This is a genomic window from Limnohabitans sp. INBF003 (genome assembly GCF_055396645.1).
Genome location: NZ_AP029222.1, coordinates 2,456,459 through 2,472,197 on the forward strand (window position 1 = coordinate 2,456,459; position 15,739 = coordinate 2,472,197).

15 protein-coding genes are annotated in these 15,739 nt (G+C 60.8%); 9 read left to right on the top strand and 6 right to left on the bottom strand.

All coding sequences use genetic code 11. The features are described from left to right. Nucleotides 1-75 precede the first annotated feature (75 nt). From trxB to rpmG, 3 genes are all read left to right on the top strand, one after another. Complete coding sequence (gene trxB, locus ACZ5VE_RS11215) at nt 76-1,035, top strand: thioredoxin-disulfide reductase (RefSeq protein WP_464455244.1); 960 nt, start codon at nt 76-78, stop codon at nt 1,033-1,035. Between the two features lie 181 nt (nt 1,036-1,216). After that, on the top strand, nt 1,217-1,450 hold the full coding sequence (rpmB, locus tag ACZ5VE_RS11220) for a 50S ribosomal protein L28 (protein ID WP_019430503.1): 234 nt from the start codon (nt 1,217-1,219) through the stop codon (nt 1,448-1,450). 26 nt (nt 1,451-1,476) lie between these two features. After that, a complete protein-coding gene (gene rpmG, locus ACZ5VE_RS11225) occupies nt 1,477-1,647 on the top strand; it encodes a 50S ribosomal protein L33 (protein WP_006298735.1) in 171 nt (56 codons plus the stop codon). Nucleotides 1,648-1,957: 310 nt separating this feature from the next. Here rpmG and ACZ5VE_RS11230 read toward each other — a convergent pair whose 3' ends face one another. Both ACZ5VE_RS11230 and ACZ5VE_RS11235 read right to left on the bottom strand, forming a co-directional pair. Then, on the bottom strand, nt 1,958-3,169 hold the full coding sequence (locus tag ACZ5VE_RS11230; protein ID WP_464455245.1) for a DesA family fatty acid desaturase: 1,212 nt from the start codon (nt 3,167-3,169) through the stop codon (nt 1,958-1,960). A 112-nt stretch (nt 3,170-3,281) separates the two neighbouring features. After that, nucleotides 3,282-4,580 (bottom strand): RsmB/NOP family class I SAM-dependent RNA methyltransferase, encoded by a 1,299-nt coding sequence (locus ACZ5VE_RS11235; RefSeq protein ID WP_464455246.1) that lies wholly within the window; start codon nt 4,578-4,580, stop codon nt 3,282-3,284. 57 nt (nt 4,581-4,637) lie between these two features. On the opposite strand from ACZ5VE_RS11235, the gene ACZ5VE_RS11240 reads away from it, so the two are divergent. Continuing rightward, the gene (locus ACZ5VE_RS11240; RefSeq protein ID WP_464455247.1) at nt 4,638-4,874 is read left to right on the top strand and encodes a DUF1653 domain-containing protein; all 237 of its coding nucleotides are present in this window, start codon (nt 4,638-4,640) and stop codon (nt 4,872-4,874) included. Here the strand turns inward: ACZ5VE_RS11240 and purN are convergent. Next, the gene (purN, locus tag ACZ5VE_RS11245; RefSeq protein ID WP_464455248.1) at nt 4,871-5,446 is read right to left on the bottom strand and encodes a phosphoribosylglycinamide formyltransferase; all 576 of its coding nucleotides are present in this window, start codon (nt 5,444-5,446) and stop codon (nt 4,871-4,873) included. The genes ACZ5VE_RS11240 and purN overlap by 4 nt on opposite strands. 198 nt (nt 5,447-5,644) lie before the next feature. Between purN and ACZ5VE_RS11250 the strand changes: the two genes are divergently transcribed. Together ACZ5VE_RS11250 and ACZ5VE_RS11255 are read left to right on the top strand one after the other, a co-directional pair. After that, nucleotides 5,645-6,826: an acyl-CoA dehydrogenase family protein gene (locus tag ACZ5VE_RS11250; RefSeq protein WP_464455249.1), complete on the top strand. Its 1,182-nt coding sequence runs from the start codon at nt 5,645-5,647 to the stop codon at nt 6,824-6,826. A 17-nt stretch (nt 6,827-6,843) separates the two neighbouring features. Next, nucleotides 6,844-7,959, top strand: coding sequence for an acyl-CoA dehydrogenase family protein (locus tag ACZ5VE_RS11255; RefSeq protein WP_464455250.1), 1,116 nt, complete (start codon nt 6,844-6,846; stop codon nt 7,957-7,959). Between the two features lie 201 nt (nt 7,960-8,160). Here ACZ5VE_RS11255 and ACZ5VE_RS11260 read toward each other — a convergent pair whose 3' ends face one another. Both ACZ5VE_RS11260 and ACZ5VE_RS11265 read right to left on the bottom strand, forming a co-directional pair. After that, on the bottom strand, nt 8,161-9,075 hold the full coding sequence (locus tag ACZ5VE_RS11260; RefSeq protein WP_464455251.1) for a DNA ligase: 915 nt from the start codon (nt 9,073-9,075) through the stop codon (nt 8,161-8,163). A 110-nt stretch (nt 9,076-9,185) separates the two neighbouring features. Further along, on the bottom strand, nt 9,186-9,743 hold the full coding sequence (locus ACZ5VE_RS11265; protein WP_464455252.1) for an HNH endonuclease: 558 nt from the start codon (nt 9,741-9,743) through the stop codon (nt 9,186-9,188). 176 nt (nt 9,744-9,919) lie between these two features. On the opposite strand from ACZ5VE_RS11265, the gene ACZ5VE_RS11270 reads away from it, so the two are divergent. From ACZ5VE_RS11270 to lspA, 3 genes are all read left to right on the top strand, one after another. Beyond that, nucleotides 9,920-10,957: a bifunctional riboflavin kinase/FAD synthetase gene (locus ACZ5VE_RS11270; RefSeq protein ID WP_464455253.1), complete on the top strand. Its 1,038-nt coding sequence runs from the start codon at nt 9,920-9,922 to the stop codon at nt 10,955-10,957. Between the two features lie 133 nt (nt 10,958-11,090). Next, the gene (gene ileS, locus ACZ5VE_RS11275) at nt 11,091-13,982 is read left to right on the top strand and encodes an isoleucine--tRNA ligase (protein WP_464455254.1); all 2,892 of its coding nucleotides are present in this window, start codon (nt 11,091-11,093) and stop codon (nt 13,980-13,982) included. Nucleotides 13,983-14,013: 31 nt separating this feature from the next. Beyond that, nucleotides 14,014-14,529, top strand: a complete 516-nt coding sequence (lspA, locus tag ACZ5VE_RS11280; protein ID WP_464455255.1) for a signal peptidase II — start codon at nt 14,014-14,016, stop codon at nt 14,527-14,529. A 148-nt stretch (nt 14,530-14,677) separates the two neighbouring features. On the opposite strand, the gene ACZ5VE_RS11285 is transcribed toward lspA, so the two are convergent. Next, the gene (locus ACZ5VE_RS11285; RefSeq protein ID WP_464455256.1) at nt 14,678-15,661 is read right to left on the bottom strand and encodes a quinone oxidoreductase family protein; all 984 of its coding nucleotides are present in this window, start codon (nt 15,659-15,661) and stop codon (nt 14,678-14,680) included. Between the last annotated feature and the right edge of the window lie 78 nt (nt 15,662-15,739).

Sequence of the window (15,739 nt, forward strand, 5' to 3'; positions counted from 1 at the left end):
TTTCTTACAATCACACCATTCGATGCACCGCATCCACTTTGTCTTTCAACCGACCGATTCACCCGATTGCACACCATGTCTGCCACATCCAAACACGCCCAAGTCCTGATCCTCGGCTCCGGCCCTGCCGGTTACACCGCTGCTGTTTATGCGGCCCGCGCCAACCTGAAACCCTTGTTGATCACCGGCATGGCCCAGGGCGGCCAGCTCATGACCACCACCGAAGTCGACAACTGGCCCGCTGACGTGCACGGCGTGCAAGGCCCCGAGCTGATGCAGCGCTTTCAGGAGCATGCCGAGCGCTTCAACACCGAAATCGTGTTTGACCATATCCACACCGTGAAACTCGACCAGCGCCCATTCACCCTGATCGGGGACAGCGGCACTTACACCTGCGACAGCCTGATCATTGCCACCGGCGCTTCGGCCAAATACCTGGGCCTGCCGTCCGAGACCGACTTCATGGGCCGCGGCGTGAGCGGTTGCGCCACCTGTGATGGTTTTTTCTACCGTGAGCAGCTGTGCTGCGTGGTCGGTGGTGGCAACACCGCCGTCGAAGAAGCCCTGTACCTGTCCAACATCGCCAGCAAGGTCTATTTGATCCACCGCCGCGACAAATTCAAGGCCGAGCCGATCCTGGTCGACAAGCTGATGGAAAAGGTCGCTGCAGGCAAGATCGTGCTCAAAACCTTCCAGACGCTGGAAGAAGTGCTGGGTGACGCCACCGGTGTGACCGGCGTGCGCCTGAAAAGCACGGTGGACGGCAGCCTGGAAGACATCGAACTCAAAGGCTGCTTCATTGCCATTGGCCACGCCCCGAATACTGAAATTTTCCAGGGCCAGCTCGAACTGGAAAACGGCTACATCGTGACCCAGGGCGGCCTCAAAGGCTTTGCCACCCAAACATCCGTGCCCGGCGTGTTTGCCGCTGGCGACGTGCAAGACCACGTTTACCGCCAGGCCATCACCAGCGCCGGTACAGGCTGCATGGCCGCACTGGATGCCCAACGCTTCCTAGAACAGCATAACGGCTGAGTTTCTGGTTATAATTCAAGGCTTTGCTGCTTCTGCCCGGGCTTTTCGTCTGGGGCTACAGGCACAGTGATCTGGGATACCGCCACCCATCTTGGCGAGGTGAGGCTGGAGCGCCAGGCCCCATGCAAGTCTGCATGAGACCCATCGGCACCGGCTGTTTTAAAAGTATCGGAGTGTCCACATGGCACGCGTTTGCGACGTAACGGGCAAAGGCCCAATGACGGGAAACAACGTTTCCCACGCCAACAACAAAACCAAGCGCCGGTTCCTGCCGAACCTGCAATACCGTCGTTTCTGGGTTGAAACAGAAAACCGTTGGGTGCGTCTGCGCGTTTCCAGCGCTGCTCTGCGCCTGATCGACAAAAATGGCATTGATGCCGTTCTCGCAGACCTGCGCGAACGCGGTCAAGCCTAAACCCAGAACATTAGGAGTCATACACCATGGCAACCAAAGGCGGACGCGAAAAAATCAAGCTGGAATCCACAGCTGGCACTGGCCACTTCTACACGACCAGCAAAAACAAGAAAACAATGCCCGAGAAAATGTCGATCATGAAGTTCGACCCCAAAGCTCGCAAGCACGTTGAATACAAGGAAATCAAGCTGAAGTAATTCGGCCTGAGCCTTGCAACAAAAAACCCGCTGTTTCAGCGGGTTTTTTTGTGCTCACAGATGCAAGCACATGGGGTTTGAAGCGTTGATCTGAGCAGGAATGCGAGGCGGCTGGATTCTGTGGGAGCTTGCCTGCAAGCGATGGCTTGTGGCCCGCCAAAGCTTGTATCGCCAGCCGGCGAGCGCCTGAAGCGCACACCAGTTCTTGCCCATGGCGAACAGCCACCGCTGCGATCCATCCATCGCTTGGTGCCAAGCGCCAAAAGCGACAGGGCCCGAAGGCCCTGTTTACATGACGTAGAGAAGACGCTCAGGCGGTCTGGCGCACAGCGCGCAGCTTCACCGAGAAATCACGCAAAGCAGCGATGCCGCTTTCTTCGGCACGGCGGCACCAGGATTGCAAATCGGCTGCCAATTGCTCGCGTGAATGCGATGTGTTGAGCCAGATTTGGCTCAGCTCTTCACGCATCTGAACCATCTTGTCGAGCACCGGGCTCGCGGCACGGGCTTGCTTGAGTTGCGCCTGTGCAGCTGCGGGCACTTTGGAGGTGTCGCGGTGCAACCAGCGCTGGGCTGTTTGCAATGCATGAGCATCTAGCTTGAGCTTGCTGGCCTCTTGCTGCATCACCGTGCGCACATTGCGAGCATAGCCCGCCATCACTTCGTAACGGTTGGCAATCAGGGCTTCGAGGGTCTTCTCGTCTGCGACGGGACGAATATCACCATAAGCCAAACGAGGCGCTGTCTTTTTGACGGTGGCCATGCCCAAAGTTTCCAGCACCCGGATGTACAACCAACCGATGTCGAACTCGTAAGGCTTGACCGACAACTTGGCCGATGTCGGGTAAGTGTGGTGGTTGTTGTGCAACTCTTCGCCACCGATCAGGATGCCCCAAGGCGAAATGTTGGTGCTAGCGTCGTGCGCCTCAAAGTTGCGGTAACCCCAGTAATGCGCTGCACCATTGATGATGCCGGCTGCAGTGATCGGAATCCAGGCCATTTGAACCGCCCAGACCGTCAGGCCCAGAAAACCAAACAAGGCCACGTCGATGATCAACATCAGCGCCACGCCTTGCCATGAGAAACGGGTGTACAGGTTGCGCTCAATCCAGTCGTCGGGCGTGCCATGGCCGTAGCGCTTCATGGTTTCCAGGTTCTTGGATTCCTTGCGGTACAGCTCGGCACCTGTGAACAACACGGTCTTGATGCCGTGCACATGGGGGCTGTGCGGGTCTTCGGCTTGTTCGCACTTGGCGTGGTGCTTGCGGTGAATGGCCGCCCACTCCTTGGTCACCTGGCCGGTGGTCAACCACAGCCAGAAACGGAAGAAATGCGAGGGAATGGCGTGCAAGTCCAAAGCGCGGTGCGCTTGGTGACGGTGCAGGAAAATCGTGACGCTGGCGATGGTGATGTGGGTCAGCCCCAAGGTGATCAGCACCATCTGCCACCACGAAAAATCGAACTGGCCGTGACCCATCCACTGAATCACCGAATCCAAAAAGCCCCAATCAGGCAACAACATGAGTTTGTCTTTCTACTGACGCCTGATTTCAGGCAATTTGTCGATTTTAAGTTTTCCATCCTCGAAAGGACAGCTATTTCGACCGAATTCACAAATAAGGAATCAGAAAAAATTACTTTCTGACCCAGGCTGCGGCAAAAAACCCATCCGTGGCATGGCGATGGGGCCACAAACGCAGAAATGTGCCGCCAGGCAGGGCATCGGGATTGGCATCGCCCGATGGCGCCGGAGAACACAAGCTGGCTGCGTCTGGCACCTTGAGCCGTTCCAGCTCTTGGGCCACATTCAAGGGGACAAAGTCCGGATTGGCGGCGCTGAAAGCTTGCGCGATCATCTCGTTTTCTTCTGGCAAGACACTGCAAGTGGCATAAACCAGACGTCCGCCCGACTTGACCATGCGTGAGGCGCTTTGCAAAATAGCCTGCTGCTTTTCGGTCAACTCCTGGACAGCTTGGGGCTTCTGACGCCATTTCAAGTCAGGGTTGCGGCGCAAGGTGCCCAAACCCGAGCAAGGCGCATCGACCAGCACGCGGTCGATCTTGCCGGCCAAGCGTTTGACCCGGTCGTCGCGCTCATGCGCAATGGCTGCAGGATGCACGTTGGACAAGCCACTGCGGGCCATGCGCGGCTTGAGCGCATCCAGCCGGTGGCCCGACACATCAAAGGCATACAAACGGCCCGTGCTGCGCATGGACGCACCCAGCGCCAGCGTTTTACCGCCCGCACCGGCACAAAAATCCACCACCATCTCACCGCGGTGTGCGTCCACCAGCAAGGCCAACAACTGCGAGCCTTCGTCCTGCACCTCGATCGCGCCACGGGTAAAGGCATCGGTCTTTTGCAAGGCAGGCTTGCCTTCCAGACGCAAGCCCCATGGGGAGTAAGGCGTAGGCGTGGATGGAATGCCCGCTTGCGCCAACTCTTTTTGAATATCGCTGCGTTTGGCTTGAAACATGTTGACCCGCAAATCGAGCGTGCCGGGTTGCTGCAGGTTCTCGGCCAAGGCCCAGAAATCCTCGCCCAATTGGGCCTGCAATGCTTGCGCCATCCATTCGGGCAGGTTGTGGCGATGCGGGGCCATCAGGGCGTCAGCGGGAATGGCGTCGCAAGTGGCCAGCCACTGTTTTTCAGTGTCGTTCAGGGCCGCGGCCAAAAAGTCACGCGGACCGAAGAAGCCCAAAATAGCGAGCTTGCGTTCTTTGGCCCCCGAGCCGGAGCGGGCCAATTGCTCAAACAGCAGTTTCTTGCGCAAAACAGCAAAGGCCGTTTCGGCCAAGGTGGCCCGCTCACGCGGACCGAGCGAGCGGTGCTCACGGAAATAACGTGAAACGACGGCGTCGGCGGGATGTTCAAATTGGAGAACCAGCCTGACCAGATCGGCACAGGCGTCTAAAAGGGCTTTTGGATGCATGGGGCGTATTGTCCCATCCCCGCTCCGTCAAATTGAACGCTCTGCCAGAAAGCACCCATGTCCGAACCACTGCCACCATTGATCGAAACCCCTAAGGGCCTGTACCAACACTACAAAGGCGGCATGTACCGGGTGCTGGGCACCGTGCGACACAGTGAAGACCTGCAACCCATGACGCTCTACCAAGCCCTTTATGGCGAGCAGGGTTTGTGGGTGAGGCCTGCCGCGATGTTTGCGGATGTGGCCGAGTTCAACGGGAAAGTCCAGCCCCGCTTCACCCGGATTGGCGATTAAGCCAAAAACCGGGCCACGGCCCGCGGATAGATCAAATGCTCCTGCGTGAGCACGCGTGCAGCCAAGGTGTCCGCCGTGTCATCGGCCAAAACAGGCACCACCGCCTGAGCCAGAATGCCGCCATGGTCCAGCTCGGCCGTGACCTGGTGCACCGTGGCTCCCGCAAACTGGCAGCCGGCGTCAATGGCGCGCTGGTGTGTGTTGAGCCCGGGGAAAGCGGGCAACAAAGACGGGTGAATGTTGAGCAAGCGCCCAGCGTAATGCGCCACAAAACCGGGCGTGAGGATGCGCATGAAGCCCGCCAAAACCACCAAGGCGGGAGAAAATTGGTCGATCTCCGCCATCAAAGCCGAGTCAAAGTCTTCACGGCTGGCAAATGCCTTGTGGTCCAGCACCACGGTGGCAATGCCGTGGTCTTGGGCAAAGGCCAGCCCTTGCGCATCGGCCCGGTTGCTCACAACGGCAGCCACACGGGCGTTCAAGCGCTCGTCCCAGTGGCCTTGCTTTGCAGCACGCACGATGGCCGCCATGTTGGAGCCTGAGCCGGAAATCAAAATGACAATATTTTTCATGGTTTGCGTCCAATTATCCCCGCAGCGCTGTGCCCCCAAAAACAGATGCCCCCCGCATCTGCGGCTCGCAACCGGGTTCATTTTTGTCGCAACCAGGACAGGCCTGAGCAGGCTGGGCGTGATAAAAAGCACGACCGTTTGATTTTGATTGCGCTGCGCATCGGAGCAGCCCCACCACCCCACCGGAGAAAGTCCCCCATGGATTTGGCATTCACCCCCGAAGAGCTCGCATTCCGCGACGAAATTCGCACCTGGGTCAAGGACAACTTGCCCGCCGACATTTCGCACAAAGTGCACAACGCCATGCGCCTGACACGCGACGACATGCAGCGCTGGGCCAAGATTTTGGGCAAAAAAGGCTGGCTGGGTTGGGGCTGGCCCACACAGTTTGGCGGCCCGGGTTGGGGCGCAGTTCAAAAACACCTGTTTGAAGAAGAATGTGCCCTCGCAGGCGCCCCCCGAGTTGTGCCTTTTGGCCCCGTGATGGTCGCCCCCGTGATCATGGCTTTTGGCAATGCCGAGCAGCACAAGCGCTTTTTGCCCGGCATCGCCAGCGGCGAAGTCTGGTGGAGCCAGGGCTACAGCGAACCCGGTGCAGGCTCCGACCTGGCCTCGTTGAAAACCCGCGCCGAGCGCAAGGGTGACAAATACATCGTGAATGGCCAGAAAACCTGGACCACCCTCGGCCAATACGGCGAGTGGATCTTCTGCCTGGTGCGCACCAGCACCGAAGGCAAGCCACAGACCGGCATCTCCTTCTTGTTGATCGACATGAAGTCGCCCGGCATCACTGTGCGCCCCATCAAGCTGCTCGACGGCGAGTGCGAAGTCAACGAAGTCTGGTTTGACAACGTCGAAGTGCCCGCCGAAAACCTGATCGGCGAAGAAAACAAGGGCTGGAACTACGCCAAGCACCTGCTGGCCCACGAGCGCACCAACATCGCCGACGTGAACCGTGCCAAGCGCGAGCTGGAGCGCTTGAAGCGCATCGCCAAAGCCGAAGGCGTGTACGACGACCTGCGCTTCCGCGACGAGATCGCCAAGCTCGAAGTCGACGTGGTCGCCCTCGAAATGCTGGTGCTGCGCGTCCTGTCGGCCGAGAAGTCCGGCAAAAACTCGCTCGACATCGCCGGCCTCTTGAAGATCAAGGGCAGCGAAATCCAGCAGCGCTACACCGAGCTCATGATGCAAGCCGCAGGCCCATTTGCCCTGCCCTTCATCTTTGAAGCCATGGATGCAGGCTGGCAAGGCAACTTCCCGGGTGGTGTGGTGGCCAATGCGCCCCTGGCTGCCAACTACTTCAACATGCGCAAGACCACCATTTATGGCGGCAGCAACGAAGTGCAACGCAACATCGTCGCGCAAACCGTGCTCGGCTGACCCGAAAGGATTTCAAAATGGATTTCGATTTTTCTGACGACCAGGAACAACTGCGCGACGCGGTGCGCAAATGGGTGGACAAGGGCTACGACTTCGAGCGTCGCCGCGCCACCGTGGCCGCTGGCGGTTTTGACCGTGCGGCTTATGGCGAGATGGCCGAACTGGGCCTGACCGGCCTGTACGTGAGCGAAGACCACGGTGGCATGGGCATGGGCCCGACCGAAGCCATGGTCACCATGGAGGAACTCGGTCGCGGCATCGTGCTCGAACCGCTGACGCAGACCCTGATCACCAGCGCCACACTGCAAACCCACGCCCCTGCAGCACTGCAAGCCGCCTGGCTGCCTCGCATGGCCGCAGGCGAAGCGATCGTGGTGCTGGCACACCAAGAGCGCGGTGCCCGCTACCAACTGAACCGTTGTGCCGCACAGGCCAGCGAATCAGGCGGCGCTTGGTCCGTGAGCGGCACCAAGAGCGTGGTGGCTGTGGGCGACCAGGCTGACGCCTTTGTGGTGCCTGCCACCGTGAACGGCCAGATGGCGCTGTTTTTGGTCGAGCGCAGCGCCAGCGGTGTGAACACCCAGGGCTACATCACGCAAGACGGCTCACGCGCTGCCGAAGTGGTGTTGAACAAAGCCCCCGCGCAACTGATCACCCTGAAGGGCCTGACCGCCCTCGAAGAAGCGGTAGACATTGGCATTGCCTGCGTTTGCGCCGAAGCCGTGGGCGTGATGGACAAGACTTTGGCCATCACCGTGGAGTACATGAACACGCGCAAGCAATTCGGCGTGAACATCGCCAGCTTTCAGGCCCTGCGCCACCGCGTGGCCGACATGAAAATGCAGCTGGAGCTGGGACGCTCCATGAGCTACTACGCCAGCCTGAAGTTGCACGCCCCCGCCGAAGAACGTCGCCGCGCCATGGCCCGTGCCAAGTACCAGCTGGGCGTGTCCATGCGCTTAATTGGTCAGCAAGCGGTGCAACTGCACGGCGGCATTGCCGTGACGGACGAATACATCGTGAGCCACTACTTCAAGAAATTGACGCAGCTGGACATGACATTTGGTGACACGCTGCACCAACTGGGTGAAGTGTCGGCACGCATGCAAGACACGGCAGGCGTGTTCGCCTGAGGCGAACCCCAGGCCTTTGGTTCTCTGTGGGAAGAGGACCTCAGGCCCTGGGTTTTATGTGGGAGGCTGCCCCTGCGGCCGAATGCATTCGGTATCGATTGCGCGCATTCGCGAGCAGGGGCTCGCTCCCACAGGAACAGACAGACCGACCGTCCAACCGTCCAACCAAAAATGGGCTCCGCAAGGAGCCCATTTTCATGCTCACTCCGCCTCACGCACCCGCAAGAAGCTGGCAAAACGCGGCAAGCCTGAGGGCGTGCGGTCACGGTAGCGGTAAGTCACCCAAGCGCCCACCGGCGGTGGCTCGCGGCGCAGTGCATCGCTCAAGCCTGTCCCCAAGGCAAAACGCTGACCCGAGGGCATCTGCACCAGCAAAGCCCCAGTCTGTCCTTGCAAGCGCCCCTTGCCCGGCTGGTGCCCCACCACCTGGCCTTCTTCGTCGGGTTCGGGCTTGAACTTGTACAGCGCATCGGTGCGGCCGGGGCGCCAGAGGGCATCGGCATGGTGCAGCACCAAACCTTCACCACCTTCGCGCACGGTTTCTTGCAAGCGCGCCTGCAAAGCCGTGGCATCTTTCACCGCCTCTTGCGCTACAGACACCAACCAGGGCACACGCGCTGCCGCCACGACAGATTGAACAAAGCGCACCCGGTCTTTGAACGGGGCGGCATGTCCAGGGGCGTCAAACACCAGGTATTTGACGGCACGCCAAGCCTGGTCGTCGGGCACCCATTGGCGCACCACGCCGGACAGCATGTCAAATTGCCCTCGCCCCATCCAGAGTTCGCCATCCAACGGGGTGGCGGGCAAAGCCGATACAAACCAAGTCGGAGCAGCCAGCAAACGCCCGCTGCGAAAACGCAAAACCCGACCGTCCCAGACTGCCCGCACGCCGTCGAATTTTTCACTCACCAGAAAACCGTGGGGGGATCGTGCTGCCTGCCAAGGCGTGGCCAATTGCACCTGTGTCTTGAATGGCACCGGCTCATCGCGGGCCCAGGCACGCGTCAACAGCCATGGACTGACCAGCAAGGCCCTCAAGGTCTGACGCCGGGTCTGCTCTGTTGGTACCGCCCAAGATGCGCGCTGCGCATGGAAGAATGCCTGTGCCTGCATGCTGTGTCTCCCTGATGGCATCAAGCCTGATGGCCTGCACCTTTTGTTTTCAGAAAGTCATGATGCAGCGCTTTATCCGCCAGCGCAAGCGAAAAAGCCGGTCGGCCAGGTCACGCCATCAAACGCGAATTCTTGGGCACGTGCGCCATCAAGAAGGCCATCTGGTCCGACAAGATGCGGCGGTTGCGCAAAATAAAGTCTTCCCACAGGCTGGGAACGTAAGGGGCATACAGCAGCGGCATGTGGGCCTGCTCGGGGGTGCGGCTGCTTTTTCGGTGGTTGCAGGATCGGCAAGCCGTGACCACATTCATCCAGTGGTCGGGGCCGTTTTGGCACAGGGGAACAATGTGCTCGCGGGTCAGCACCGACTCGTGGAAATGCCCACCGCAATAAGCGCACACATTGCGGTCACGCACAAACAGTTTGGGGTTGGTCAGCCCCGAACGCATGTCAAACGGGTTGATGCGGGGCACGCCCTGCGTGCCAATGATGCTGTTGACCGTGATGATGGATTGCTGCCCCGTGAGCGCGTTGTGCCCGCCATGGAACACGGCGACTTGCTGCCCCGCTTCCCAGCGCACCTCGTCGGCGGCATAGTGAGTGACTGCCTGCTCCAGTGAAATCCACGATTGCGGCAGCCCTTGGGCCGAGAGTTTCAAAACCTTCACAGACGCCTCCATCCAACAGTTCAAAGACCACTGACACGAAAAGTTCCGTCTCGATCCTGCGCCACCGGCATGGGGCCACGCTGGGAGGATCGGGCTCAGTCACAATATACCCTCTTACATTGACAATCCCGTGAATACTGGCGCTTGGCCAGCCAGACGGGGAACACCCAAGCGACATGAAGGTTTTCCGCGGCTTCCATCACCCTGACCTGGCCCCCGCCTGCGCCCTGACCATCGGCAATTTCGATGGCGTGCACCGCGGGCACCAAGCCATGCTGGCCCTGCTGCGCAGCGAAGCCGCCCACCGGGGCGTGCCCAGCTGCGTGATGACCTTTGAGCCCCACCCCCGTGACTACTTTGCCAAGGCCCTGAACAAGCCCGAACTGGCCCCTGCCCGCATCGCTACCCTGCGCGACAAGCTGCAAGAGCTGGAGCGCTGCGGGGTGGACCAGGTGGTGGTCTTGCCCTTTGACGCCGAACTGGCCAGCCAGTCGCCCGAAGACTTCATCCAGCAAGTGCTGATCCAGGGCTTGGGCGTGCGCTATGTGCAGGTCGGCGATGACTTCCGATTTGGTGCCCAGCGGGCGGGCGACTACGCCATGCTCGACGCCGCAGGTCAACGCCTGGGCTTTGACGTGGCCCGCATGAACAGCTACGAAGTGCATGGCCTGCGCGTGTCCAGCTCGGCCGTGCGCGACGCGCTGGGCCAAGGCCGACTGCAGGATGTACAAGCCCTGCTCGGGCGCCCTTACAGCATCAGCGGCCACGTGGTGCACGGGCGCAAGCTCGGGCGCGAACTGGCCGCCACCGCCGAGGGCGCAGGCGATGGCTTTCGGACCTTGAATTTGCGTTTTTCGCACTGGAAACCGGCGGCCAGCGGCATCTTTGTGGTGCAGGTGCATGGGCTGGCCGATCAGCCCTTGCGCGGCGTGGCCAATCTGGGCATCCGCCCCTCGCTGGACCCCACCGATGTGAATGGCGGACGCGTGCTGCTGGAGACCCATGCCTTTGACTGGCCCGCCCATCTGGGAGCCGAGGGGGGCTACGGTAAAATCATCCGCGTGGATCTGCTGCACAAACTACACGACGAGCTCAAATACGACGGTCTGGACGCCCTGACGAAGGGCATCGCCAAAGACTGCGATGACGCACAGGCGTGGTTTGCCTCCCGCCACGGCGAAACCAGCCGCCAAACCACCCGCGACCGAATTTGACGCTCTGGCCCTCGTTTGCTGCCCTTCGACAGGCTCAGGGCGAACGAAAAAACGGCCCACCCCTTGCCCCCTTCTCTCCGAACGGCCCGCCGCTCGGGCTGAGCTTGTCGAAGCCCTCTCGACTTGAAGCACCATGACCGACAAAAACCCAAACCCCGACACCCGCATCAACATGATGGACACCCCCTTCCCGATGCGCGGCGACCTGCCCAAGCGCGAGCCGGGCTGGGTGAACGACTGGAACGACGGTGGCCTCTACAAAAAACTGCGCGCTGCCCGCCAGGGTGCCCCGCTGTTCGTGCTGCACGACGGCCCGCCCTACGCCAACGGCAAGCTGCACATCGGCCACGCACTCAACAAAGTGCTCAAAGACATGATCGTCAAGTCCAAGCAGCTCGCTGGCTTTGACGCGCAGTACATCCCAGGTTGGGACTGCCACGGCCTGCCGATCGAAAACGCCATCGAAAAACTGCACGGCCGCAACCTGAGCCGCGACGACATGCAGGCCAAAAGCCGCGCCTTTGCCACCGAGCAGATCAACCAGCAGCGCGAAGACTTCAAGCGCCTGGGCGTGCTGGGCGACTGGGAGCGCCCCTACCGCACCATGGACTTTGCCAACGAAGCCGGTGAAATCCGCGCCTTCAAACGCGTGATCGAACGCGGCTTTGTGTACCGAGGCCTCAAGCCCGTTTACTGGTGCTTCGACTGCGGCTCGTCGCTGGCCGAGTTCGAGATCGAATACGCCGACAAAAAGAGCGACACGCTGGATGTGGCCTTTGAATCTGACGACACCGCCGCCCTGGCCGCCGCCTTTGGTCTGCCCAAGTTGCCTGGCGAAGGCAGCAAAAAAGCCTTTGCCGTCATCTGGACCACCACCGCCTGGACGATCCCTGCCAACCAGGCGCTCAACGCCCACCCCGAGCTGGAATACGCCCTGGTCGACACGCCCCGTGGCGTGCTGCTGCTGGCCGCCAGCCTGGTCGAGAAATGCCTGGAGCGCTACCAACTGCAAGGCACCGTGATCGCCACCGCCGTGGGTGAGAAGCTGCGCGGCCTGGTGTTCCGCCACCCGCTGCACGACACCGTGACGGCTGAAGAAGGCGGCGAATACAGCTACCGCCGCAAATCGCCGCTGTACCTGGCCGACTACGTGACCGCCACCGACGGCACTGGCATCGTGCACTCGTCGCCCGCCTACGGTGTGGACGACTTCAACTCCTGCGTGGCCAACGGCCTGAAATACGACGACATCCTCAACCCGGTGCAGGGCAATGGCGTGTACGCGCCCGAGTTGCCCTTCTTCGGCGGCCAGCACATCTGGAAAGCCTGTGCCCGAGTGATCGAGGTGCTGGGCCAAAGCGACCGCCTGATGGCCACGGTGGAAATCACCCACAGCTACCCGCACTGCTGGCGTCACAAAACCCCCGTCATCTATCGCGCCGCCGCCCAATGGTTTGTGCGCATGGACGAGGGTGAAGGTGTTTTCACGAAAGACAAAGCGCCCAAGACTTTGCGCCAGTTGGCGCTCGATGCGATCGAGCACACCCAGTTCTACCCCGAGAACGGCAAAACCCGCCTGCGCGACATGATCGCCAACCGCCCCGACTGGTGCATCTCGCGTCAGCGCAGCTGGGGCGTGCCGGTGCCGTTTTTCCTGCACAAGGACAGTGGCGAGCTGCACCCCAACACCATGGCCATCCTGGACCAGGCCGCTGAGATTGTGGAAAAAGGCGGCATCGAAGCCTGGAGCCGGGTCACGGTGGAAGAGATTTTGGGCGCAGCCGATGCACCCAGCTACACCAAGAGCACCGACATACTGGAAGTCTGGTTCGACTCTGGCAGCACCTTCCAGCATGTGCTGCGCGGCAGCCACAAAGACGCTTACGGCGTGCCGCCTTTCCACAGCTCACCGGACAATTCCAGCCCGGAAGCCGACCTGTACCTTGAAGGCCACGACCAGCACCGAGGCTGGTTCCACAGCTCGCTTCTGCTGGGCTGCGCCTTGTATGACCGTGCGCCCTACAAAGGCCTGTTGACCCACGGCTTTGCCACCGACGGCCAAGGCCGCAAGATGAGCAAATCGCTGGGTAACACCGTCGAGCCGCAAACCATCAACTCCAAGATGGGCGCCGAAATCGTGCGCCTGTGGGTGGCCAGCACCGACTACTCGGGTGACCTGAACATCGACGACAAAATCCTGGCCCGCGTGGTCGATGCGTACCGCCGCATCCGCAACACCCTGCGTTTCTTGCTGGCCAACGTGAGCGACTTTGACCCGGCGCAAGATGCCGTGCCCGACGACCAGTTGCTGGAGATCGACCGCTTTGCCCTGGCCCGCGCCGCCGAGCTGCAAGCCGACATCCGCGCCCACTTCGACGCGTATGAATTCCACCCCGTGGTCTCCAAGCTGCAAATCTATTGCTCGGAAGACCTGGGCGCGTTTTATCTGGACGTGCTGAAAGACCGCCTGTACACCTCCGCACCCAAGAGCCTGGCGCGCCGCAGTGCGCAAACCGCGCTCTACCGCATCACCCACGGCATGCTGCGTTGGATGGCCCCGTTCCTGTCCTTCACCGCAGAGGAAGCCTGGAGCACCTTCGGAAAATCGGAATCCATCTTCCTGGAAACCTTCAGCGACTTCGGCGCGGTCGATACACAACTGCTGGCCAAGTGGGCCCGCATCCGCGAAATCCGCGATCTGGTCAACAAGGACATCGAAAACCTGCGCACCGCAGGCCAGGTGGGCGCATCGCTGCAAGCCGAGATCACGCTGACCGCGCCTGCCGCTGACCACGCCCTGCTGGCCAGCTTGGGCGAGGACATCAAGTTTGTCTTCATCACCTCCAAGGTGACTTTGCAGGCAGGCGAACAACTGGCGGTGCAAGTGACCGCCAGCCAAGCGGTGAAATGCGAGCGTTGCTGGCACTACGCCGACGACGTGGGCCAAGATGCAGCCCACCCCACCATTTGTGGCCGCTGCGTCAGCAACCTGCACGGCGAGGGCGAAACACGCCTGGTCGCCTGAACTTCACACACCCAAAAGACAAGGCAAGCCCATGGCCAGCTCCAAAAAATTCGGCAAAGGCGGCTCCAGCAAAAACCAAAGCATGGTGCTCTGGCTGGGCATTGCCCTCTTGGTGCTGCTGATCGACCAGTTCACCAAAGTGCTGGTGCTGGGCGCTTTTCAGCTGGGCGACAGCACGCCGATCACCTCGTTCTTCAACCTGGTGCGGGCACACAACCACGGGGCGGCCTTCTCGTTTCTGGCGGGTGCAGGCGGCTGGCAGCGCTGGTTCTTCACCGGCATTGGCGTGGTGGCCGCGCTGTTCATGCTGTGGATGCTGCGTTCCCATGCAGGACAAAAACTCTTCAGCCTCGCCATTGCGCTCATTTTGGGTGGTGCCATCGGCAACGTGGTGGACCGCTTGCTGCACGGCTACGTGGTCGACTTTCTGGACTTTTACTGGGGCGCCTGGCACTTCCCGGCCTTCAACGTGGCCGACAGCGCCATCAGCCTGGGCGCGGCGCTGCTGATCCTGGATGAAATCTTGCGGGTGCGGCGCGGTCGCTGACCACGCCTCACAGACATTCGGCCGCAGGGGCGGCCTCCCACAAATACCACCAAGCCACCGCTGATCCTGCTGGCCTTGGCCTTGGCCTTGGCCAATGGCCCTTGGCTGCTTGACTTTTGTGGGAGCGAGCCCCTGCTCGCGAAGGTATTTACAAAGTGATGATGGTGCAACCCGTTGTCTTGCGGGCTTCCAGGGCGATGTGAGCGTCCTGGATATTGGCCAACGGGAAAGTCTGGTCAATGTGGATTTTGACCTGGCCACTGGTCACTGCCTCAAACAAATCGTCGGCCATCTCTTGCGTGCTTTCGCGAGTGGTGATGTGGCTGAACAGCGTCTGGCGCGTCACATAGATCGAGCCTTTTGGGCCCAAAATGCCCGGCGAGAATGGCGCTACAGCGCCCGAAGCATTGCCAAAGCTGGCCATCAAGCCAAACGGTGCCAAGCAGTCGAGTGATTTGTCCCAGGTGTCTTTGCCCACCGAGTCGTACACCACCTTCACGCCCTTGCCACCCGTGATGTCCTTGACCTTGGCCTGGAAATCTTCTGTTGAATAGTTGATGCAAAACTCAGCGCCGTTGGCCTTGGCCAATGCGCACTTGGCATCGCTGCCTGCGGTGCCAATCAGGCGCAAGCCCAAGGCCTTGGCCCACTGGCAGGCAATCAGGCCCACGCCACCGGCTGCGGCATGGAACAGCACAAAGTCACCTGCCTTCAGGCCACCTTGCGGCAAGGTGCGCTTGAGCAAATATTGCGCCGTCAGGCCCTTGAGCATCATGGCCGCGCCCGTCTCGAACGAGATCGCATCGGGCAGCTTGCACACGCACTTGGCGGGCATCACGCGCACTTCGCAATAGCTGCCGGGTGGCTGGCTGGCATAGGCAGCACGGTCACCCACCTTGAGGTGCGTCACGCCCTCGCCCACAGCCTCGACCACGCCCGAGGCTTCCATGCCCAGTTTGAGCGGCATGGGCAGCGTGTACAGGCCGCTGCGCTGGTACACGTCGATGAAGTTCAGGCCGATGGCCTTGTGGCGGATGCGGATCTCACCGGGGCCGGGCTCGCCCACGGTCACATCGACCAGTTTCATGACTTCGGGACCACCGTTATGGTCAATCTGGACTGCAAGGCTCATGGGATTCTCCTGAATGGGTGAAAGCAAACGATGCGTGACTTTGCCACGGATCGCATGCCCCGGCAGCGCACGGGGACA